21 protein-coding genes are annotated in these 20,769 nt (G+C 55.0%); 18 read left to right on the plus strand and 3 right to left on the minus strand.

Annotated features, from left to right (window positions below; translation table 11 throughout):
- The first annotated feature begins 88 nt into the window (after window positions 1-88).
- The 8 genes from BJU60_RS00855 to BJU60_RS00890 all read left to right on the plus strand — a co-directional run bounded on the left by BJU60_RS00855 (window position 89) and on the right by BJU60_RS00890 (window position 9,701).
- Window positions 89-1,726, plus strand: coding sequence for a sigma 54-interacting transcriptional regulator (locus BJU60_RS00855; protein ID WP_070327063.1), 1,638 nt, complete (start codon window positions 89-91; stop codon window positions 1,724-1,726).
- A gap of 122 nt (window positions 1,727-1,848) precedes the next feature.
- Window positions 1,849-2,745, plus strand: a complete 897-nt coding sequence (gene yqiS / locus BJU60_RS00860; RefSeq protein WP_070327064.1) for a phosphate butyryltransferase — start codon at window positions 1,849-1,851, stop codon at window positions 2,743-2,745.
- Between the two features lie 24 nt (window positions 2,746-2,769).
- The gene (locus BJU60_RS00865) at window positions 2,770-3,891 is read left to right on the plus strand and encodes a Glu/Leu/Phe/Val family dehydrogenase (RefSeq protein ID WP_070327065.1); all 1,122 of its coding nucleotides are present in this window, start codon (window positions 2,770-2,772) and stop codon (window positions 3,889-3,891) included.
- Between the two features lies 1 nt (window position 3,892).
- The gene (gene buk, locus BJU60_RS00870) at window positions 3,893-4,984 is read left to right on the plus strand and encodes a butyrate kinase (protein WP_070327066.1); all 1,092 of its coding nucleotides are present in this window, start codon (window positions 3,893-3,895) and stop codon (window positions 4,982-4,984) included.
- A complete protein-coding gene (lpdA, locus tag BJU60_RS00875) occupies window positions 4,968-6,377 on the plus strand; it encodes a dihydrolipoyl dehydrogenase (protein ID WP_070327067.1) in 1,410 nt (469 codons plus the stop codon). Before buk ends, lpdA begins: the two co-directional genes overlap by 17 nt.
- Window positions 6,378-6,400: 23 nt before the next feature.
- On the plus strand, window positions 6,401-7,399 hold the full coding sequence (locus BJU60_RS00880; RefSeq protein ID WP_070327907.1) for a thiamine pyrophosphate-dependent dehydrogenase E1 component subunit alpha: 999 nt from the start codon (window positions 6,401-6,403) through the stop codon (window positions 7,397-7,399).
- Complete coding sequence (locus BJU60_RS00885) at window positions 7,399-8,376, plus strand: alpha-ketoacid dehydrogenase subunit beta (protein WP_070327068.1); 978 nt, start codon at window positions 7,399-7,401, stop codon at window positions 8,374-8,376. The genes BJU60_RS00880 and BJU60_RS00885 overlap by 1 nt, the downstream gene beginning before the upstream one ends.
- 11 nt (window positions 8,377-8,387) lie before the next feature.
- The gene (locus BJU60_RS00890; protein ID WP_070327069.1) at window positions 8,388-9,701 is read left to right on the plus strand and encodes a dihydrolipoamide acetyltransferase family protein; all 1,314 of its coding nucleotides are present in this window, start codon (window positions 8,388-8,390) and stop codon (window positions 9,699-9,701) included.
- A 41-nt stretch (window positions 9,702-9,742) separates the two neighbouring features.
- Here BJU60_RS00890 and BJU60_RS00895 read toward each other — a convergent pair whose 3' ends face one another.
- Window positions 9,743-10,519, minus strand: a complete 777-nt coding sequence (locus BJU60_RS00895; protein WP_070327070.1) for a sporulation protein — start codon at window positions 10,517-10,519, stop codon at window positions 9,743-9,745.
- A gap of 99 nt (window positions 10,520-10,618) precedes the next feature.
- Here BJU60_RS00895 and BJU60_RS00900 point away from each other — a divergent pair, with 99 nt between their 5' ends.
- From BJU60_RS00900 to BJU60_RS00935, 8 genes are all read left to right on the plus strand, one after another.
- Window positions 10,619-11,803 (plus strand): class I SAM-dependent methyltransferase, encoded by a 1,185-nt coding sequence (locus BJU60_RS00900; protein WP_070327071.1) that lies wholly within the window; start codon window positions 10,619-10,621, stop codon window positions 11,801-11,803.
- Between the two features lie 34 nt (window positions 11,804-11,837).
- Entirely contained in the window at window positions 11,838-12,266 is a 429-nt protein-coding gene (locus BJU60_RS00905; RefSeq protein WP_070327072.1) for a BrxA/BrxB family bacilliredoxin, read from the plus strand.
- 59 nt (window positions 12,267-12,325) lie between these two features.
- Window positions 12,326-12,667 carry a DUF952 domain-containing protein gene (locus BJU60_RS00910; protein WP_070327073.1) on the plus strand — a complete coding sequence of 114 codons (342 nt, stop codon included), beginning with the start codon at window positions 12,326-12,328 and terminating at the stop codon, window positions 12,665-12,667.
- A 181-nt stretch (window positions 12,668-12,848) separates the two neighbouring features.
- On the plus strand, window positions 12,849-13,640 hold the full coding sequence (locus tag BJU60_RS00915) for a transporter substrate-binding domain-containing protein (RefSeq protein ID WP_070327074.1): 792 nt from the start codon (window positions 12,849-12,851) through the stop codon (window positions 13,638-13,640).
- 56 nt (window positions 13,641-13,696) lie between these two features.
- Window positions 13,697-14,356 (plus strand): amino acid ABC transporter permease, encoded by a 660-nt coding sequence (locus tag BJU60_RS00920; protein WP_070327075.1) that lies wholly within the window; start codon window positions 13,697-13,699, stop codon window positions 14,354-14,356.
- Window positions 14,353-15,075 carry an amino acid ABC transporter ATP-binding protein gene (locus tag BJU60_RS00925; protein ID WP_070327076.1) on the plus strand — a complete coding sequence of 241 codons (723 nt, stop codon included), beginning with the start codon at window positions 14,353-14,355 and terminating at the stop codon, window positions 15,073-15,075. The genes BJU60_RS00920 and BJU60_RS00925 overlap by 4 nt, the downstream gene beginning before the upstream one ends.
- 38 nt (window positions 15,076-15,113) lie before the next feature.
- On the plus strand, window positions 15,114-15,788 hold the full coding sequence (locus BJU60_RS00930) for a metal-dependent hydrolase (RefSeq protein WP_070327077.1): 675 nt from the start codon (window positions 15,114-15,116) through the stop codon (window positions 15,786-15,788).
- Window positions 15,788-16,381 carry an HD domain-containing protein gene (locus tag BJU60_RS00935; RefSeq protein ID WP_070327078.1) on the plus strand — a complete coding sequence of 198 codons (594 nt, stop codon included), beginning with the start codon at window positions 15,788-15,790 and terminating at the stop codon, window positions 16,379-16,381. Before BJU60_RS00930 ends, BJU60_RS00935 begins: the two co-directional genes overlap by 1 nt.
- 33 nt (window positions 16,382-16,414) lie before the next feature.
- Here the strand turns inward: BJU60_RS00935 and fadH are convergent, their stop codons facing one another.
- Both fadH and BJU60_RS00945 read right to left on the minus strand, forming a co-directional pair.
- Window positions 16,415-17,185, minus strand: a complete 771-nt coding sequence (fadH, locus tag BJU60_RS00940) for a 2,4-dienoyl-CoA reductase (RefSeq protein ID WP_174545509.1) — start codon at window positions 17,183-17,185, stop codon at window positions 16,415-16,417.
- A gap of 88 nt (window positions 17,186-17,273) precedes the next feature.
- Window positions 17,274-18,356, minus strand: a complete 1,083-nt coding sequence (locus tag BJU60_RS00945; RefSeq protein ID WP_236633717.1) for an N-acetylglucosaminidase — start codon at window positions 18,354-18,356, stop codon at window positions 17,274-17,276.
- Window positions 18,357-18,423: 67 nt separating this feature from the next.
- Between BJU60_RS00945 and BJU60_RS00950 the strand changes: the two genes are divergently transcribed.
- Window positions 18,424-19,422, plus strand: a complete 999-nt coding sequence (locus BJU60_RS00950; protein ID WP_070327081.1) for an aromatic acid exporter family protein — start codon at window positions 18,424-18,426, stop codon at window positions 19,420-19,422.
- 171 nt (window positions 19,423-19,593) lie between these two features.
- Window positions 19,594-20,724 (plus strand): M20/M25/M40 family metallo-hydrolase, encoded by a 1,131-nt coding sequence (locus BJU60_RS00955; RefSeq protein ID WP_070327082.1) that lies wholly within the window; start codon window positions 19,594-19,596, stop codon window positions 20,722-20,724.
- Window positions 20,725-20,769: the final 45 nt, after the last annotated feature.

Here is a 20,769-nt window from a genome sequence, read left to right on the forward strand (position 1 = left end):
GCGGAGACACTGCCTTTTTCGAAGAGTTGCGAAAAGGAAGGCGGTTGAGTAGCATGAATATAGATTAGGAAAATGGGGGATTTTAAAAATGAATAAACGATTGTTGATTGTCGGAGCGGGGAAAGGCGGGACCGAGGTGCTCAAGATGCTCCTTGATTCCCCGCTCGTCACCGTCGCTGCCGTCATCGACTCGGACATAGAGGCAGAAGGATTGAAGCTTGCACGGAGTTGGGGGATCCAGACTTCGAGCGATTGGCGCGCGTGTGCCGACAAAAAAGTCGACTTTGTGATCGAGACGACCGGACAGAGCGAGACGTTCGTTGAACTGAAGGACCACTTTTCGGAGGCGGTCGTGCTACCAGGCGAGTTTATCCGGATCGTCGTCGAGCGGCTGAAGCAGAACCAACAGATGCTCGAAGCGATCATCGACTGTACGAGCGAGGCGATCTCGGTCGCCGACCATAACGGGAATACGATTTTAATCAATCCGTCCTATACCCGCTTGACCGGATTTAAAAAAGAAGATGTCGTTGATAAACCGGCGACGGCCGACATTGGAATGCAGGAGAGCGTGCACTTGAAAGTTTTATCGACCGGTCAAGGCGTACGTGATATTCGGATGCAGATCGGGGCGACGCGCCGAGACATCCTCGTCAACGCCGAACCGATTGTGGTCGAAGGGAAGCTGCGCGGTTCCGTCGGCGTCATTCGCGACGTGTCCCAAATTCGGGCGTTGCGTGATGAGTTGAAGGAAGCGAAGACGCGGATTCGCAACTTGGAGGCGAAATATCAATTTACAGATATCATTGCGACGAGCGAAGCGATGCGCTTCGTCATCGAACAAGCCCGCCTAGCGGCACTCACGCCGGTCACCGTGCTCATACGCGGCGAGTCCGGAACCGGCAAAGAACTGTTCGCCCACGCCATCCACGGCGAATCGCCGCGGAAGTTTAAAAAGTTTGTCCGGGTCAACTGTGCAGCCATCTCGCCGACGCTGTTAGAGAGCGAACTGTTCGGGTATGAGGATGGTGCGTTCAGCGGGGCAAGGCGCGGCGGGAAAGTTGGCTATTTCGAGGAGGCGGACGGCGGATCTTTGTTTTTAGACGAGATTGGCGAACTCCCGGTCGACGTTCAAGTCAAGCTGCTCCGTGTCCTCCAAGAACATGAAGTCGTTCGAGTCGGGGGCACGAACGCGATCCCGGTCGATGTCCGGATCATCGCGGCGACGAACGCGAACTTAGAACAGAAAGTGGCGGATGGGACGTTTCGCGAGGATTTATATTATCGGATCAACCGGATGCCGATCCACATCCCGCCGCTCCGTGACCGACTTGAAGAGATCGAGCCGCTTTGCGAGCGGATCATCCGTAAACTAAATCAAGAGTACGGTCGACTCGTCCACGGGGTCGATCAAGCTGCGATTGAACTATTAAAGAGTCAATACTGGAAAGGGAACGTCCGTGAGCTTGAGAATGTGATTGGCCGGGCGATGATTTATATGGCGAGTTCTGAGCAATGGATCGCTCCCCATCACCTTCAACTATCGACACGGACCGTCACGGCGCGATCAGTCGAAGCCGTATCGCTTCAAGACGCCGTCGCTCGCTATGAACGAGATTTGATCGACCGGGCGATCGCTGAAGCGGACGGGAACAAATCAGAAGCAGCGCGGCGGTTACACATCTCGATCCGGACGCTGTATAATAAACTTGAACGTCTGCAGTAATATGCATGCATAATTCTGCTTACTATGCAATGTATTGCAGGGTGGCTCTTTGTTTAAAGCGCTTTCAAAAATGGAAACAAACTTGCATAATATAAAGTGTAGACAGGTTAGGGGGGACAACGATGAACTTTGACAGGATGCTCGAACGGGCAAAACGGTTAGATGGATGTACCGTGTCGATTGCTGGGGCGGCCGACGTGGAAGTGATCCGCGCCGTCAAACTTGCGACCGACCATGGATTGTCACGATTTATCCTATTCGGTGACGCCCGGGAGATTAAACGCTTGTGTGATGAACATGACATTGCCGAGTCGACGATCGATATTTTGCACGTCAAGGGAGAAGCCGATATCGCCAAACGAGCGACGCTCGCGGTTCGCAACGGTGAAGCTGATGTCCTCATGAAAGGAATGGTGTCGACCTCGGTCTTCATGAAGGCGGTGCTCAGTCGGGAGTCGGGACTCAGGACGAGCCGGACGCTAAGCCACGTCGCCTTGTTCCAAATTCCAAATCGGGAGCGGTTGATCGGTGTGACCGACGCGGCGATCCATATCGCTCCGACGCTCGAAGAAAAAGTCGATATCATTCATAATGCGGTCGGCGCGATGCGAGACATCGGTTACGAGTTGCCGCGTGTCGCTGCAATCGCGGCAGTTGAAGTGGTCAATCCGCAAATGACCGCGACGATGGACGCCGCGCTCCTTGCCCAGATGAACCGGCGCGGCCAAATCAAGGGTTGCGTCGTCGATGGACCGCTCGCACTCGACAACGCCGTCGACATGATTGCCGCCAAACAAAAAGGGATCGCTAGTGAAGTTGCCGGACAAGCCGACCTATTGCTCGTCCCATACATAGAGGTCGGCAACGTCCTTTATAAATCGATCATGTACTTCGCCGGGGCCAGCGTTGCGGCGATCGTCGTCGGGGCCAGTGCCCCCGTCGTCTTGACGAGCCGGGCCGATACGGCCGAGGCGAAACTTTATTCGCTCGCGTTCGCCCTACTGCACGCTAAAAAATAACTGATGACTCAGGAGGAATAAAAAATGATGGAAACAAACATGGAACCACGCTTTCGAATTTTTGACGTATTGCAGGCTGAGGACTATGAACAGATCGTATTTTGCCAAGATCAAGCATCAGGCTTGAAAGCGATCATCGCGATTCATGATACGACGCTCGGACCAGCCCTCGGCGGACTGCGGATGTGGAATTATACATCAGAAGAAGAGGCGCTCACAGACGTGCTACGTCTCGCCAAAGGGATGACGTACAAGAATGCGGCGGCGGGACTTAACCTCGGCGGCGGGAAAGCCGTCATCATCGGGAACGCGAAGACGGACAAATCGGAAGCGTTGTTCCGTGCCTTTGGCCGTTACGTCCAGTCGCTCAGCGGTCGCTACATCACGGCTGAAGACGTCAACACGACCGTCGCCGATATGGACTTCATCCATATGGAGACCGACTACGTGACGGGCGTCAGCCCTGCGTTTGGCTCGAGCGGCAACCCGTCTCCTGTTACCGCGTACGGTGTCTATCGCGGCATGAAAGCGGCCGCGAAGTGGAAGTTCGGTTCCGACTCGCTCGCCGGCAAGACGGTCGCCGTCCAAGGTGTCGGGAACGTCGCCTATAACTTGTGCCGCCACTTGCATGAGGAAGGCGCGCATCTGATCGTCACGGACATTAACGAAGACGCGCTCAAACGGGCCGAGACGGACTTTGGGGCGACAGTCGTCAAACCGGATGAGATTTATGCGGTCGAGTGTGACATCTTCGCGCCATGTGCGCTCGGTGCGGTCATCAACGATGCGACGATCCCGCAACTGAAAGCTCAAATCGTGGCCGGTGCGGCCAACAACCAACTCGCTGAAGACCGTCACGGCGACGTGTTAGAGGAGCGAGGCATCTTGTACGCACCAGACTTCGTCATCAATGCCGGCGGTGTCATCAACGTGGCCGATGAGCTCGAAGGGTACAACCGCGAGCGGGCCATGAAGAAAGTCGACTTGATTTATGACAACATGCAGCGTGTGTTCGAAATCGCTGAACGGGACGGGGTACCGACTCACGTCGCGGCAGAGAAGATGGCCGAAGAGCGCATCCAGATGATGTCGCGCTCGCGCAGCCAGTTCTTGAAAGTCGAAAAAAGCCTGTTAGGTGGGCGCTAACATGACGAGACAGCTCGTTCTAGCGATCAACCCGGGATCGACGTCAACGAAAGTCGGTTTATTTGAGGGCTCAGACGAAATTTTGTCGAAAACGGTCCGCCACGGAGAAGATGTCACAGGATTGTCACTCCCGGAACAATTGCCTCACCGGGAGCAAGAAGTACGGGACTTGTTAATTGAATCGGGCATCGCCGGCGAATCGTTGTCGGCGATCGTCGGTCGCGGCGGACTGCTCGCCCCAATGACTTCGGGGACGTATGCCGTCAATGAACTCATGCGCGAAGATCTCACGAGCGGGCGTTACGGCGTGCACGCATCCAACTTGGGCGGCTTGATCGCCTATAAGCTCGGAGAATTATTTCAAGTACCGAATTTTATCGTCGACCCGGTAGTCGTCGACGAGATGCATGACCTCGCTCGAGCGACGGGCATGCCGGAAATCAATCGACGGAGCATCTTCCACGCCTTGAATCAAAAAGCCGTGGGCAAGCGCTTCGCAGCAGAAAATGGAAGCGATTACAACGAGCTCAACTTGATTATCGCGCATCTCGGGGGCGGCATCACGGTCGGGGCGCACGCGTCCGGGAACGTCATCGATGTGAACAATGGACTCGATGGGGACGGTCCGCTCGCACCGGAACGAGCCGGCTCGATTCCTGTTGGACAGGTAGTAGAACTATGTTATAGTACCAGGTATAATAAAAACGATATGAAACAGAAAATCGTCGGTCGCGGTGGACTGTATGCGCACCTCGGAACGGTCGACGCCATCGAAATCGAAGACCGGATGACGGCAGGTGACGATAAGGCCGCACTTCTCTATGAGACGATGGCGTACCGAGTCGCCCAAGAGATCTCCAAGCACGGGGCCACGCTGTCAGGGAACGTCGATGCCATCATCTTGACGGGCGGGATCGCCTACTCGGATTGGCTGACCGGGAAGATCAAAGACCGGGTCGGCTACTTGGCACCCGTCCACGTCTATCCGGGTGAGGATGAATTGAAGGCGCTCACGGAAGGGGCCCTTCGGATCATCCGGCAAGAAGAAGCTGTAAAAGCATATGAGGGGGATACACATGGCACGAGAATTTGATGTCATCGTCATCGGCGGCGGACCTGGTGGTTACGTCGCCGCGATCAAAGCGGCGCAGGCCGGTAAGCACGTCGCGATCGTCGAGGCGGAAAAACTAGGCGGGACATGTCTACATAAAGGCTGCATCCCGACAAAAGCGCTCTTGAAGGCAGCGCACGTCTATCAAACGGCGAAACATGGCGAAACGTATGGCGTAGAAGTCGGGACGGTCACGTTCAACATGGGACGGGCACAAACGTTCAAACGAGAGCTCGTCTCCGGCCTTGAGAAAGGCATCGAGCACTTGATGAAGCAAGGGAAAATCGAAGTGTTCCGCGGCAAAGCCTCGATCTTGGGACCGAGCATCTTCTCGCCCCAACCGGGAACGGTCGCGGTCGAGGATGAAACCGGCGAGTCGGAGCTGTTGTTGCCGAACCAGTTGATCATCGCGACGGGATCGATCCCCCGGGAGCTCCCAGGGTTGCCGTTCGATCATGAGCGCATCCTCAATTCAGACGACTTGCTCCAGTTCGAGCAGTTGCCGACGTCCATCGCCATCATCGGAGGCGGCGTCATCGGCGTCGAATGGGCGTCGATGCTGATCGACCTCGATGTCGACGTGACGCTGATCGAGGTCGGCGAACGTCTGTTACCGCTCGAAGACAAGGCCATCTCGCGAGAAGTCGAGCGACTGCTCAAGAAACGCGGCGTGCGTGTGAAGAAAAATGTGACGGTCGACCCGGAACGCACGACCGTGTCAGCGGACGATGTCGCGCTCGCGGTCGGTGACGAAGAGATCACGGTCGACTGTGTGCTCGTCTCGATCGGTCGGATCGCGAATACGGAAGACCTCGGGCTGCAGAACACGTCGATCATCGTCGAGAACGGCGTCATCCAAGTCGACTCGCAATATCGGACGAAAGAACGTCACATCTTTGCGATCGGCGACTGCATCGGTAAACTCCAGCTCGCCCACGTCGCGTCAGCTGAAGGTGTCAAAGCGGTCGAAGCGATTCTCGGTCAAGAACCGACACCGCTCGACTACAACGTCATCCCGCGCTGTGTGTACGGTGTACCCGAAGTCGCATCGGTCGGATTGACCGAAGAGGCGGCAAAAGCAGCGGGACACGTTGTCAAGACGGGGACGTACCGTTTCAACGGTCTCGGAAAAGCCCGGATCGAAGGACAAGCCGACGGATTCGTCAAGCTGATCTCAGATTCGGACACTGACGACCTGCTCGGAGTCCACATCGTCGGACCGAAAGCGACAGAACTGATCACGGAAGGCGGGCTCGCCCTCGTCTTGAACGCGACGGCTTGGGAGATGGGTCAGCTCGTCCACCCGCACCCGGCACTGAGCGAAGCATTCCAAGAAGCGGCGCTCGCCGTGGACGGGTTACCGATTCACGCCTAAGGAGGAAACAGGAAATGGAACAAATGACTGTGAATTCATATGAAGAGCTTGGCTTGTCGAAACAAGACCTCACCGCGATGTTTGAGACGATGGTCCGGGCCCGTAAAATCGATGAACGGATGTGGAAATTGAACCGAGCCGGGAAAATCCCGTTCGTCGTCTCGTGTCAAGGACAAGAAGCGGCCCAAGTCGGGGCGGCGTTCGCCCTCGAGAAAGGGACCGACTACATCCTCCCATACTACCGGGACGTCGCCGTCGTCTTGCATTTCGGTCAGACGGCGCGTGACTTGATGTTGTCGGCGTTCGCCAAAGCGGAAGACCCGAACTCGGGCGGCCGGCAGATGCCAGGTCACTTCGGCTCGAAACAACTTCGCATCGTGACGGGGTCGTCTCCGGTGACGACGCAAGTGCCGCACGCGGTCGGTGTCGCACTCGCGGCCAAACTGAAAAAAGAAGAGCTCGTCACGTTCGTATCGTTCGGTGAAGGCTCGTCGAACCAAGGGGACTTCCACGAAGGGGCAAACTTTGCCGGCGTGCATAAACTTCCGGTCATTTTGTTCTGTGAGAACAACAAGTACGCGATCTCGGTACCGCTGTCGAAGCAACTCGCCTGCGAGCGCGTCTCGGACCGGGCGAAAGGATACGGGATGCCAGGAGTGACGGTCGACGGGATAGACCCGATCGCCGTCTACGTCGCCGTGAAAGAGGCGCGCGCCCGCGCACTCCGCGGAGAAGGGCCGACGTTGATCGAGGCGGAAGTCGAACGGCTCGTGCCGCACTCGTCAGATGACGATGACAAGGCGTACCGCTCGTCAGAAGAACTCGCCGAACTGAAAAACCGCGACGGGATTCAGTTGTTCCGGAAGCGATTGCTCGAAGATGGCGTCGCAACCGAGGCCGAACTCACAGACATCGAGACGAAAGTCGACGTCGAAGTGAACGAAGCGACGACGTACGCCGACAAGGCGCCTTATGCGTCACCGGAATCGACGATGGACCACGTGTACGAGGGGGATAACTGATGAAAACGTTTATTGAAGCGATCAACGAAGCAATCCATGAAGAGATGGAACGCGATGAGAACGTGTTCGTGCTCGGTGAGGACGTCGGCGTCCGCGGTGGTGTCTTCCGGGCGACGCAAGGCTTGATTGAAAAGTATGGTGAGGACCGTGTCATCGATGCTCCGCTCGCTGAAAGTGCGATCGCAGGCGTTGGGATCGGTGCGGCCATGTATGGGATGCGGCCGATCGCCGAGATGCAGTTCGCCGACTTCATCATGCCGGCCGTCAACCAAATCGTGTCCGAGGCGGCGAAAATCCGTTATCGCTCGAACAATGACTGGACGTGCCCGATGGTCATCCGGGCGCCGTTCGGGGGCGGGATCCATGGCGCGCTCTATCATTCACAGTCGGTCGAGGGCATGTTCAACTCGACGCCTGGTTTGAAAGTCGTCATCCCGTCCGACCCGGTCGACGCCAAAGGACTGCTCAAGGCGGCGATCCGTTCGAACGATCCTGTCCTCTTCTTTGAGCATAAACGGGCGTACCGCTTGTTAAAGGCGGACTTACCGACTGACGACTATACGGTCGAGATCGGCAAGGCCGCCGTAAAACGCGAAGGCGACGACGTGACGATCATCACGTACGGCCTCTGTGTCCATATGGCCCAAGAAGCCGCGAAGACGCTCGAGGCAGAAGGGATCAGCACGCATATTTTGGATTTACGCACGGTCTATCCGCTCGATCAAGACGCGATCGTCGAAGCCGTCAAGAAGACGGGTAAAGTCCTGCTCGTGACCGAAGACAACAAAGAAGGCAGCATCATCGGGGAAGTTGCAGCCATCATCGCCGAGAAAGCGCTGTTTGAACTCGATGCGCCGATCGAGCGCTTGGCAGGGCCGGACGTGCCGGCGATGCCGTACGCGCCACCGATGGAGAAGTATTTCATCGTATCCCCTGAAAAAATTGCGGAGCGGGCCCGTCAGCTCGCTGCGTTTTAAGGAGGGGTCTTATGGAACAGACGATCAAGATGCCACAACTCGGGGAAAGTGTGACCGAAGGGACGATCACGACATTCCTCGTCAAGCCGGGCGACCGGGTCGAAGAGTATGAACCACTCGCTGAAGTCATGACCGATAAAGTGACGGCCGAGATCCCGGCGACGAGTGCTGGGATCATTAAAGAGCTGTTGATTGGTGAAGGCGATACCGTTAGCGTCGGCACGCCGGTCTTGACGATGGAAGTCGCAAGCGCTACCGATGAGCCCGCCGAAGTGACAACTGAAGACACGAAGCAGCCGGAACAGGCTGCGGTCGTCGCGACCGTTCCTGTTTCCGCGCCGCCGCGTAATAGAAGCGCGAACGGGCGTTTCTCACCGGCCGTCATCCGTCTCGCGAGTGAGAATGATATCGATTTGAATCAACTCGACGGCTCAGGACTCGGTGGCCGGATCACGCGCAAAGACGTCCTTCGTTACTTATCGGAAGGTCGTCCGCGTCAACCGGAACCGGCGACGCAAGTACCGGTTCAAGAGACGATGACGCAAGTGAAGCTCGATGTGCCAGAAACCGTCACGAAGCCTGTCGTCGCGCCAATGACCGCTTCGACACCGAGTGAATCGTCAGACCGTATTGAGATGATCCCGACGGCGGGTGTCCGTCAAGCGATCGCGAGCAACATGGTCCGCTCGAAGCACGAGGCACCGCACGCGTGGCTCATGATCGAAGTCGACGTGACGAACCTCGTCGAGGCGCGCGCCAAATTGAAAGATGAGTTCTTCGAACGGGAAGGCGTCAAGTTGACGTTTATGCCGTTCTTCATGAAGGCGGCGGTCGAGGGTCTGAAGAAACATCCGATGATGAATTCGGAGTGGGCCGGGGACCATATCAAAGTCCATAAAGATATCCATCTATCGGTCGCCGTCGCGGCGAACGATGCGCTCTACGTCCCGGTCATCAAGCATGCGGACGAGAAGAACATCAAAGGGCTCGCCGTCGCGCTTCAAGACGTCGCCGGCCGTGCCCGCGCGAACCGCTTGAAAGCCGACGAGATGCGTGGCGGCACGTTCACGATCAACAATACGGGCGCTTTCGGATCGATCCAATCGGCCCCGATCTTGAACTACCCGCAAGCGGCGATTCTCTCGGTCGAATCGATCGTGAAGCGTCCCGTCTGGGTGAACGGTATGTTCGCGGCACGCGACATGGTCAACTTGTGCATGTCGGTCGATCACCGCGTCCTCGACGGTCTCGTCGCCGGACAGTTTTTACAGGCGATTAAACAGTCGCTCGAATCAATCGACCCGAACACGTACACACTTTATTGATCCAAAAAGGAGCCACGGACGCATGTCCGTGGCTCCTTTCGTTAAATTGACCGTTCAATCAATGACTCGATGTCGCGGCGAATGCGTTCGGGTGAAGATAAGTCGGCCTGTGAGTAACTGAGCCGATGTGTCGACTCATCGGTCCCGGTTAAGTCGGCGAATAGACTGCCTAAACTATGAACGCTCTTGTCGACTTGGATCAACAAGTCGAGGCTCGTCTCGTCTTGCAGCAAGATGACCTCGAGTTCGTCGAGCCGACGTCCGAAACTTGTGCCGTTCGGCGAATACTCGAGCTCTTGAGCGATCGGGAGTCGTCCCGAGCGATGTCTGGCCGGCAGCATCTCGGTATCGGCTTTTTTCAAGCGGAAACCGATATCGTCGAGCACGTCGAGGATGACTTGCTGCTCGCGGTTCGGTTTGACGAGAATCGAATCCTCGTCTTTCGGGTCGACCGCTTGGGCGATATCGAGGCCGGTCTCGATCCATGTCTTCGATTGGCTGACGGATATCGGTGTGTTGAACGGCACCTCGATCGTGAACGGGATCTCTTTCACTTCGTCCGGTCCGATCATGAACGGCGCCTCGTTCAACAAGATTTTTTCGATTGTGAACGTCGAATACGTCGTCTTGTCGTTGACCTCGTGCTTGTAGAGCGTATTGAAGAAAATGTAGATACGGTCGACCGATTGTTCGACGTTGCCGCCTTTGATGTGGACGACCCCGTCGAGCGTACCGCCGGGAACACAACTGTTCTCCGCCAGGCGCGTATCGACAGTCGCAGCCCCGATTCCAATCGATGAAAGTAACTTTTTAAACATATAATGATCCTCCTTTGACGTTTGCACGTGTTCGTGTAATAGTATGTACGGATGCACGTTTAAAAAGTTTCGCAACTACTTAAAAAAAGGATGAATCAAGTGGAATATACAGATTTGATGGAACGGCTCAACGGTCTGATCGAAGATGGGGAGCTTGTGACGGCGACAATCAGTCAACCACGTCAAAAATCGAGCGATTTACGCCGGGTGAAACTGAAGCCGGTATTGTTGAAAGATGAGTACCACATACAGTTTGAATACCAATTTGAGCGCGTCATGAAACATAAAAATTTACGTACGGAAGAAGCGATCGCAGAGCTTGGACAGCTGCTCGAAAACTTCCGGCAAGGACAGTTTCAGCTGAAAGCGACCGAGCTCCATTTCCAACTCTCGAAAAAGTTTAAAGTAACGTATAAAGAGCGGCCAACGGACGTGAAGCAAGTGAAACTGACGCACAACCGCGAAAAGCAGTACGTGTTGCCGGTCGATGAGCCGGTCCCGTTCCTGATTCGCCTCGGCGTCCAGTCGGCAGATGGGAAAGTGAAGCGTCAGAAGTACGATAAGTTTAAACAAATCAACCGGTTCCTCGAGTTCATCGAGGATTCGATCAAATACCTCCCGACCGACCGGACTGTCCGGATTCTCGATTTCGGTTCGGGCAAATCGTATCTGACGTTCGCCTTGTACCATTTCTTGCATGAGATGAAAGGGTATGACGTACACATCACCGGGCTCGATTTGAAGAAGGAAGTCATCGAGGAGTGCGCCGGGATCGCCCGCGACCTCGGCTACGAGCGGCTCGAGTTTCTCGTTGGGGACATCAATGAATTTGAAGGCGAGTCGGCGGTCGATATGGTCGTCACGCTCCATGCCTGCGACGTCGCGACCGACATGGCGCTCGCGCGAGCGGTCCGCTGGGGGGCGAAAGTCATCTTGAGCGTGCCGTGTTGCCAGAAAGAACTGAACCGGCAACTCGAGGCGCCGAGCCTCGACGTCATGCTTCAACACGGCCTCGTCAAGGAACGGTTCGCGGCGCTCGCCACCGATTCGATCCGGGCCGAACTGCTCGGTCTCGTCGGCTATGAAGCGCAGTTGCTCGAATTTATCGACATGGAACATACACCAAAAAATATTTTGATTCGCGCCTATTTGACGAACCGCGAAGCGACCGAAGAGCAGCGCGTCCGCTACAAAGCGTTCAAGTCGTTACTCGGTGCGGACCCGTTCCTTGAAGGTCAGTTGAGCGATAGACTTGTCCTAACCGATCCACAAGACGTAAAATAAGAAAGATAAGACGAAAGTCGAAAGGGGAAACAATATGGATTTTCAATTATACTTTCAAGATGTAGTCGAACAGGCACGCAATGAAGTACGGGCGGCAGGATACACCGAACTGACGACACCGGAAGAAGTCGATGCGGCACTGAAAAAAGAAGGCAAGACGCTCGTGCTCGTCAACTCGGTATGTGGTTGCGCCGGTGGGATCGCTCGTCCGGCCGCGGCCTATGTGAACAAGATGGAAGGCACGAAACCGGATCAGTTCGTCACCGTCTTCGCCGGACAAGACCGGGAAGCGACGGACCGGGCTCGTGAGTATTTCGAAGGGTACGCCCCGTCGTCACCATCGATCGCGCTACTCGAAGATGGAAACATCGTCACGATGGTCGAACGGAGCACGATTGAGTCGTCGACGGCTGAAGAGCTCGTCGAACAGTTACAGACGTTGTTCGATATTTATTACGCGTAATCAATGTGTGGGCGCAAAGGCTTTGCCTTTGCGCTTTTCCTTAAGAAGGGATCGATCGAATGGAACCAGTCGTTAAAATCATGAGTGAGGCGGAATATGCGATCGCCTTGTCGCGAGGTGAAATCAACGAAGAATCGCTCCAAACGGAAGGATACGTTCGTTGCTGCACCCCGCAACAGATCAGTAAAGTCGCGAGGCGCCACTACCACGGGGAGCGGGTCGTGCTCGTCTCATTCCATATTAACCGCCTCGGCAGCTTGCTCCACTACGAGCTAGATGAGGACGGAGACCGCTATCCGCACGTATATAGCGCCATCCCGATCACGTCGGTAAAACGGGTTCAACCTTATGGGTCGACAGATAACGGTACGGTCACGTATTTCGCTTACGAGCGGATGTGACCGTATTTTTTTGATTTTTATGCATGAATATACTTTACAATTAATAATTATGTGTATATAGTGGTTGAAGAACAAGTCAGACATATGAAGAGCGGAAGAACTATTGAGACAGAAAAACAAATATGTCATAATTTTGTTAAAGTTCTGACAATTCCATCTTATTGAAAAGGGGAAAATGAACATGAAAAAAAGTTTTCTAGCATTATGTATCGCAGCACTGGCTGCATTTTCGGTCGCCTGTGGCGCCGACGTCAATGAAGATGGGTCATCGTCGACGAATGAGGAAGACGACAAAGTCCTCGTCATGGGGACGAGCGCGGATTACTTCCCTTATGAGTTCGTCGATACGGCGAGCGGTGACGAGATCGTCGGATTCGATATCGACATCGCCAAACAAGTGGCCGACAACATGGGCTATGAATTGAAAATTGAAGATATGGATTTCGGTAGCTTGCTCGGGGCATTGAACGCTGGACGTGTCGATTTCGTCATGGCGGGCATGACGCCGACTGAAGAGCGGAAAGAGAACGCTGATTTCACAGATATTTACTTCACGGCGAAAAACTTGATTCTATCAAAAGGCGACGCGATTCAAACGCTTGAAGACCTAGACGGGAAACAAGTCGGCGTCCAACTCGGTTCGATCCAAGAAGGGATCGCCAAAGACCAGATCCCTGGCGCGGAAATCGTCGCCTTGAACAAAATCCCTGAGATCATTCAAGAGATCAAGACAGGCCGCATCGACGCAATGGTCATCGAAGACACGGTCGCGAAGAAGTACCTCGACCAAGACAGCGGGCTATCGACGTTTGAAATCGTTGACGAAGAAGAAGCCGGCTCGGCCGCGGCTTTCCGTAAAGACGATGAGCTCCGCGATCAATTCAACGAAGAGTTGAACAAATTGATCGAATCAGGAGAAATCGAGAAGTTAGCTCAAAAATGGTTCGAAGAAGAAGCAGCACCAGCTGAATAATTATGGATCAAGGCTGACTGAAAACATCAGTCAGCCTTTTTTAGGAGGAACTTATAATGGATTTTAGTCGGATTTATGATTCTATGCCGTATATTCTTGAAGGGATCCCGGTCATGTTCCAAGTCGTGCTCGTCTCGGCGCTGTTCGGGATCACGTTTGGTGTCGTCGTGGCCACGTTCAAGATCGTGCCGAACCGTCTCGTCAACTTCATCGGACACGCCTACACGGCCGTGTTCCGGGGAACGCCGCTCATCTTGCAACTCGCCATCATCCACTTCGGCTTGCCGCAGTTGACGGGCTTTATCACGACACCTTATCAATCGGCCGTCATCGCCTTCTCGCTCAACTCGGCGGCGTACATCTCGGAGATCATTCGGGCCGGGATTCAAGCGGTCGACAAAGGCCAGTGGGAAGCGTCTGACGCACTCGGTGTCCCTTATGTCAAACAGCTGCGCTCGATCATCTTGCCGCAGGCGTTTAAAAACATCTTGCCTGCACTCGTCAACGAGATGATCACGCTCACGAAAGAGTCGGCACTCGTCTCGACGGTCAGCGTCCTCGATATTATGCGCCGGGCCCAAATCGTCGGAGGACAGAAGGCGATCTACTTCGAACCGCTCCTGTTCGCCGGTGTGATATACTTTACGATAGTAATGGTGTTGACATACTTTGGTCAACGTCTTGAAAAACGGTTAAGAAAGAGTGATGGCAGATGATACAAGTAAAGGATTTATACAAACAGTTCGGTGACCTTGAAGTGTTGAAAGGCATTACGACTTCGATTGAAAAAGGAGAAGTCGTCGCTGTCATCGGTCCGTCGGGTTCCGGTAAGTCGACGTTCTTACGTTGCTTGAACATGCTCGAAGTGCCGACAAGCGGAACGGTCAGCGTCGCCGGATACGAGTTGACGAAAAAAGGGGCCAACGTCTCGAAGGCACGGCAAAATATCGGGATGGTGTTCCAACAGTTCAACTTGTTTCCGCATATGAACGTGCTCGACAACTTGACGTACGCACCGATCAACGTGTTGAAAGTCAGCAAGGCTGAAGCGATCGAACGAGCGAAGACGTTGCTCGAGCGTGTCGGATTATCGGAGAAGATCGATGCTTATCCGAGTCAGTTGTCAGGCGGACAAAAACAACGTGTCGCGATCGCCCGGGCGCTTGCCATGGAGCCGAACGTCATGCTGTTTGACGAGCCGACGTCGGCGCTCGACCCGGAGATGGTCAATGAAGTGCTCGACGTCATGAAAGGACTCGCCGATTCAGGGATGACGATGGTCGTCGTCACGCACGAGATGGGCTTTGCCCGTGAAGTGGCTGACCGTGTCCTGTTCCTTGATGAAGGCATCTTGATGGAGGAAGGCAAACCGGCCGACCTGCTCCTCAACCCGCAGACGGACCGGGCCAAACGGTTCTTAGAAAAAGTCTTGTGATGACACGTTCCATCTGACACCAGAAAGGGAGGATTCGAATGAAGATCACTTACTATGGCCATGCGACAGTCCAGCTCGATATCGACGGAATGAGCGTCTTGATCGATCCGTTTTTGACGAGTAACCCGCATACAGACGTCGACCCGGCGACATTGAAAGCCGACTACATCTTGTTGACGCATGCGCATTTCGACCATATCGAGGACGTCGAACTGATCGCGAAAGAAACGGGCGCGACGATCGTCGCGACACATGAACTCGCGACCTATTACGAGAAAAAAGGCTATTCGGTCCACGGCATGAACATCGGGGGCGGGTATTCCTTCCCGTTCGGCCGTGTGACGATGACGCAGGCGTTCCACAGCTCGAGCCTTGACATGGGCGACGTCCCGGTCTATATGGGGATGCCGGGGGGCTTCATCATCGAGACGAACTCGCTGACGCTTTACCATGCGGGTGATACGGCATTGTTCTCGGACATGAAACTGTACGGTGAACGGTTCGAGATCGACGTCGCCTTCCTGCCGATCGGGGACAACTTCACGATGGGGCCGGTTGACGCGCTCGATGCCGCCCATTGGCTGCAGGCGAAACGAATCGTCCCAATCCATTTCGATACGTTCCCACCGATCAAACAAGATGCACGTGCCTTCTGTGACCAGTTACATCAGCGCGGTCTGTTGATCGAACCGAACACGACGATCGAGATTTGATGACGCGTCAAGCGATTCAAGCGACCGAACGTTTCGTGACGAAGCTTCATACCGGGGATCATACCGGGCATGACGTGAGTCATCTCGAACGGGTGCGTCGGCTCGCCGAACATCTCGCTGAAGCTGAAGGGATGGCGGTCGACCCGCTCGTCGTCACACTCGCGGCACTGCTTCATGACGTCGAGGACGCGAAACTCGGTCGAGCCAAAGGGCTCGTCCGGCATCATCTCGAGACGATCGCCCTCAGTACAAGCCAGACGGATCACGTACTCGCCGTCATCGCGGAGACGTCGTTCTCGCAAGGCAGACTGCCGACGACGCTCGAGAGTGCGATCATTCAAGACGCAGACCGGCTCGATGCGGTCGGTGCGATCGGCATCGCCAGGACGTTCCAGTATGCCGGATCACGTGGCACACCGCTCTATGATCCGGACGACCCGTCGAGCGCCATCGCGCATTTTAGTGACAAACTGCTCTTGCTCGCAGACGGGATGCATACGGACCGGGCGAAAGCGATCGCCCGCGACCGTCACGCGTTCATGACGTCTTTCTTGGAGCGGTTCGAGGCGGAATGGGTTGGCGAAGATATGTAAAACGGCCGAGGAGGGATCCTCGGCCGTTTGGCGTTAAAATGGATGTTTATTGAGCCAATGCCCGCCGTCGAGCGAGATGCATTCACCGTTCAAGTAACGCATCTCATCCGACGTCATCCAGAAAGCGAGGTCGGCGATCTCTTCCGGTGTCCCGAAGCGGCCGAGCGGGACGTTGCGGCGGATGCGCTCGACTTCTTTGACGTGGACGGCGAGTTTGTCGGCCCCGCCGGTCCGTTCGATTGGCCCCGGGCTGATCGCGTTCACGCGGGCCCCGAACTGATAGCCCCATTCGACGGCGAGCGTCCGGGTCAAGTTCAGGACGCCTGCTTTAGCGGCGGCGCTTGGTGCGACACCAGCACCCGCCTGCCACGCGTACGACGCGACCATGTTGATGATCGAGCCGTCACGGAGTTGTTCGCGCTCCCAGTGCTTTCCGAGGACGTGCGTACAGTTGAACGTGCCGTTCAAGACGATGTCGATGACACTCGTCCAACCGTTAGGTGTCAAATCGAGCATCGGGCAGACGAAATTGCCGGCGGCGTTATTGACGAGCGCATGCACCGGACCGAATCGTTCGACAATCTGATCGAGCGCTTGGGCGCACGCCTCGTAATCGCGGACGTCGTGTTGGACGGGTAACGCTTGACCCGCACCGATCGCCTCGAGTTCACCCATCGTTTCTTGCAGGCGCTCCTCGTTACGGCCGCTGATGGCGACGTTCCAGCCTTCGGTTTTAAATTTTAGCGCCATCGCTTTCCCCATGCCGGACGAGCCGCCGGTAATCCAAATCGTTTTCAAATGAATCTCCCCCTTTGAATGAATGATCGTTCATTTTTAGTATTCGGGTTTGACTCTAGGGATTCCTGCAAAAAAAGCGACGACCGTTTGGCCGTCACTGGAGCTGTTCCAAATAGTTTAATCCAAGCTCGCGGTCGATGCGATACATCGTCCCGGCGACTTTCTCGCCCCAATACGGGTCCGAGGCGTAGAAGACGTTGACACCTTCCTGCTTGTTGCCGGGGAACGGGCCGCGGTCGTACGATCCGGTCACATACTTCTCGGCGAACAAGCGGGCCGCAGCATCGACACTCGCCTCGATTGAAGCGAACGTCGAGGCGTTGCCGCTCGGGTCGTCATCTGTCGCTTTGAACCCGAAGAGATTATTTTTATCGCGGGCGATCGCGGACGTCCCGTATCCCGACTCGTGACCGGCGACGGCGAGTAAGAACAGGGCGTTAATACCGAACTCGGCTTCGGCGTCCTTGAAGGCATCACCTTTTCCGGTGAGCGGACTGTCACCGAGCGTGGCGAGAAATTGATCGAGTTCGCGGGCCGAGTACGGCGATTTGGACTGAATCGAGGCGAATTGGTACGGTGAATCGAAGACGTCCCGGACGTTTTCGGTATAAAACCGGTCCGACGTTTCCTGCGGGGCGGGTCCGACCAAAAACGTCCCAGCCAAGTTCCCGTTCGCTTCAACGGTATGGAGCACTTGTCCGTCCCGCATCTCGTAATAGCCGCGTTTCTCGACGACGGCGTCCGGGTATAGCGTCATGTCGGCCAGCGGTACGTACACGTCGGCACCGGAGATGGTGACTCGCAAATGGTCAGAACCCTTTCCGACGAGCCTAAGCCGGGTGCCGCCGGCGACGTACGACTGCTGCTCCTTGAACGCGGCATCTTTATACAGGTTCGTGACCCGGTCAGTCGGCGTGACGGCGATGCCGGTGCCGGTAAAGTCGATGACTTCGCCGGACGGGCCAAGCAAGGCGCGATTGCCGCCGCGTTCCATATAGGTGCGGGCTTCAGCGAGCGACTCGAAGTGACGGGACGAGACGTCACCATCTGCGAACGTCTCGACGGTGTACGTCCCGTTGCCTCGCTCTTGTAACCAAAGAAAGCCGAAGATGGCAAGTGCTAAGCTGAGCAGGGCGGGCAAGAGCCGGCGTCGTTGTTTTTTCTTCAATAGGATCACTTCCAAACTTGAGGATTGCCAAACAGAGAAAACTAGTAAACAATTTTGTATGAGAGGAGGGAATGATATGAAAATTGGTACACGTACGTTAAAGACGGCGGTCGCGGCTGGGATCGCGATGCTCATCGCTGAGACGATCCATCTCGATTATTACGTCTTCGCGGCCATCATCGCCATCCTCAGTATCCAAGAGACGCGCAAGAAGTCATTTCGGGCCTCATATGAACGTGTCATGGCAAGCTTGCTCGCCATCGGGATGGGCGCGTTGATGTTCACGCTGCTCGGCTATTCGCCGGCGACGCTCACACTTTATTTTGTCATGTTCATCCCGCTCGTTCAACAGCTCAAACTGCAGGACGGCATGATCACGAGTGTCGTCATCTTGACCCATCTGTACACCGAAGGACGGTTCTCGCTCGACTTGTTCTTGAACGAACTCCTGTTGATCGCGATCGGGGTTGGCGTCGGGCTCGTCGTTAACATGTATATGCCGACGCTCGATAAAGACATCGAGCGCATTAAAGAGAGTATCAACCGGGCGCTCGCGGTCCACTTCTATGACGTCGCAGCCTGTGTCGAGACCGGTGTGTACAATAACCATTCGATGATGCTGTTGAAGACGCGTGACTATTTAAAGAACGGGAAAGACTTGGCGCTCCGCCGGATGGGAAACTCGATCGGGAAGCGCAACGAAGACATGGACTATCTATACTTTCGGATGCGCGAGCGCCAGTACGATATTTTGAAGCGGATTGCTGATAATGCGCGGGAAATCACGATGGTCGTCAATGAGGCGAAACCCGTCGCCGCGTTTTTACGCCGCGTCGGCGACAACGTCAACGAGCAGGCTGACGCCTCGGCGTTTCTTCGCGAGCTCGAGGAGATCATCGACCATTATCGAAAAAACGTACCTCTCCCCACATCGCGTGAGGAATTTGAGGTACGCTCGTCGCTGCTCAATATTTTGTCAGATGTGAAGAGTTACTTGATCTTGAAAGAACGGTACATTCTCCTGTTACAGGAACATGGCCATCCCCGACAAAAACGTGCTAAGCAAGAAGATTGATACGATGACGACGACGCCGATTTGAATGATGCGTTGTCGTTTTTGTTGTTTTTTTCTCATGAGGATCCTCCAAAACGTGTTTGACCTTATTGTACAGAATGGAAAAGGTTCGTGCAAACGACATGAGTTTGTTATAATGACCAAGAAATGTTTGGATGGAGGGATGTTTTTATGGTAAACGAGACACGTGTGCTGGACACATTTTTACAGTTGGTCAGCATCGATTCAGAGACAAAAGAAGAAGCGGTCATCTGTGAGCATTTAAAGTCGGTCTTCACAGAACTCGGATGTGACGTCTACGAAGACGACGCATCGACAAAAACTGCGCATTCAGGAAACAATCTTATCGTCACGTTGGCTGCGACGAAACAGGGCGTTGACCCGATTTACTTCACGGCCCACATGGATACGGTCACACCAGGTAAAGGCATCAAAACGAGTATTAAAGACGGTTATATCGTCACGGATGGGACGACGATTCTCGGTGCCGACGACAAGACGGGTCTTACAGCGATGATCGAACTCGTTCGGGTCTTGAAAGAGGAGGCAATTCCACACGGTCAGATCCAGTTCGTCATCACGGTCGGTGAAGAATCGGGTCTCGTCGGTGCGAAAGTGCTCGACCTCTCGAAAATCGATGCGAAATTCGGTTTCGCACTCGACTCGGACGGACCGGTCGGCGATATTATCGTGGCAGCTCCAACCCAAGCAAAAGTGAACGCGAAAATTTACGGGAAGACGGCCCACGCCGGTGTCGCCCCAGAAAAAGGCGTCTCGGCGATTCAAATCGCAGCGAAAGCGATCGCAAAAATGAAGCTCGGCCGGATCGATGAAGAGACGACGGCTAACATCGGACGCTTCGAAGGCGGCCGCGCGACGAATATCGTCTGTGATTACGTCGAAGTGCTCGCCGAGGCCCGTTCGCTTATCCACGATAAGATGGAAGCGCAAGCCGAAGCGATGAAGCAAGCGTATATCGAAGCGGCTGAGACGCACGGTGGTCGTGCTGAAGTCGAGATTGACATCATGTACCCGGGCTTCAAGTTCGAAGAAGGCGACGAGGTCGTCGAAGTGGCGAAGTCAGCCGCGACAGCGATTGGACGTCCGATTCGTATCCTTCATTCGGGCGGGGGCTCAGATGCGAACGTGATCGCCGGTGGAGGCATTCCGACGGTTAACCTTGCGGTCGGGTATGAAGAAATCCATACGACGAACGAACGCATGCCACTCGTCGAACTGTATAAGTTGATTGAACTCGTTGTTGAAATTGTCGAGCAAGTCGCAACACGGGAAACAAACTAAAAAAAAGAGCCGACGCTAAGTCGGCTCTTCCTATGTGTTCGTGTG

This window comes from Exiguobacterium aurantiacum, assembly GCF_001766415.1.
In the GTDB taxonomy this organism is placed as follows: Bacteria; Bacillota; Bacilli; order Exiguobacteriales; family Exiguobacteriaceae; genus Exiguobacterium; species Exiguobacterium aurantiacum_A.

What these genes read in the sequence shown, in the direction of transcription:
- BJU60_RS00855 (WP_070327063.1), top strand. Translation starts at nt 89, where the DNA reads ATGAATAAACGATTGTTGATTGTCGGAGCGGGGAAAGGCGGGACCGAG.
- yqiS (WP_070327064.1), top strand. Translation starts at nt 1,849, where the DNA reads ATGAACTTTGACAGGATGCTCGAACGGGCAAAACGGTTAGATGGATGT.
- BJU60_RS00865 (WP_070327065.1), top strand. Translation starts at nt 2,770, where the DNA reads ATGATGGAAACAAACATGGAACCACGCTTTCGAATTTTTGACGTATTG.
- buk (WP_070327066.1), top strand. Translation starts at nt 3,893, where the DNA reads ATGACGAGACAGCTCGTTCTAGCGATCAACCCGGGATCGACGTCAACG.
- lpdA (WP_070327067.1), top strand. Translation starts at nt 4,968, where the DNA reads ATGGCACGAGAATTTGATGTCATCGTCATCGGCGGCGGACCTGGTGGT.
- BJU60_RS00880 (WP_070327907.1), top strand. Translation starts at nt 6,401, where the DNA reads ATGACTGTGAATTCATATGAAGAGCTTGGCTTGTCGAAACAAGACCTC.
- BJU60_RS00885 (WP_070327068.1), top strand. Translation starts at nt 7,399, where the DNA reads ATGAAAACGTTTATTGAAGCGATCAACGAAGCAATCCATGAAGAGATG.
- BJU60_RS00890 (WP_070327069.1), top strand. Translation starts at nt 8,388, where the DNA reads ATGGAACAGACGATCAAGATGCCACAACTCGGGGAAAGTGTGACCGAA.
- BJU60_RS00895 (WP_070327070.1), bottom strand. Translation starts at nt 10,519, where the DNA reads ATGTTTAAAAAGTTACTTTCATCGATTGGAATCGGGGCTGCGACTGTC.
- BJU60_RS00905 (WP_070327072.1), top strand. Translation starts at nt 11,838, where the DNA reads ATGGATTTTCAATTATACTTTCAAGATGTAGTCGAACAGGCACGCAAT.
- BJU60_RS00910 (WP_070327073.1), top strand. Translation starts at nt 12,326, where the DNA reads ATGGAACCAGTCGTTAAAATCATGAGTGAGGCGGAATATGCGATCGCC.
- BJU60_RS00915 (WP_070327074.1), top strand. Translation starts at nt 12,849, where the DNA reads ATGAAAAAAAGTTTTCTAGCATTATGTATCGCAGCACTGGCTGCATTT.
- BJU60_RS00920 (WP_070327075.1), top strand. Translation starts at nt 13,697, where the DNA reads ATGGATTTTAGTCGGATTTATGATTCTATGCCGTATATTCTTGAAGGG.
- BJU60_RS00925 (WP_070327076.1), top strand. Translation starts at nt 14,353, where the DNA reads ATGATACAAGTAAAGGATTTATACAAACAGTTCGGTGACCTTGAAGTG.
- BJU60_RS00930 (WP_070327077.1), top strand. Translation starts at nt 15,114, where the DNA reads ATGAAGATCACTTACTATGGCCATGCGACAGTCCAGCTCGATATCGAC.
- BJU60_RS00935 (WP_070327078.1), top strand. Translation starts at nt 15,788, where the DNA reads ATGACGCGTCAAGCGATTCAAGCGACCGAACGTTTCGTGACGAAGCTT.
- BJU60_RS00950 (WP_070327081.1), top strand. Translation starts at nt 18,424, where the DNA reads ATGAAAATTGGTACACGTACGTTAAAGACGGCGGTCGCGGCTGGGATC.
- BJU60_RS00955 (WP_070327082.1), top strand. Translation starts at nt 19,594, where the DNA reads ATGGTAAACGAGACACGTGTGCTGGACACATTTTTACAGTTGGTCAGC.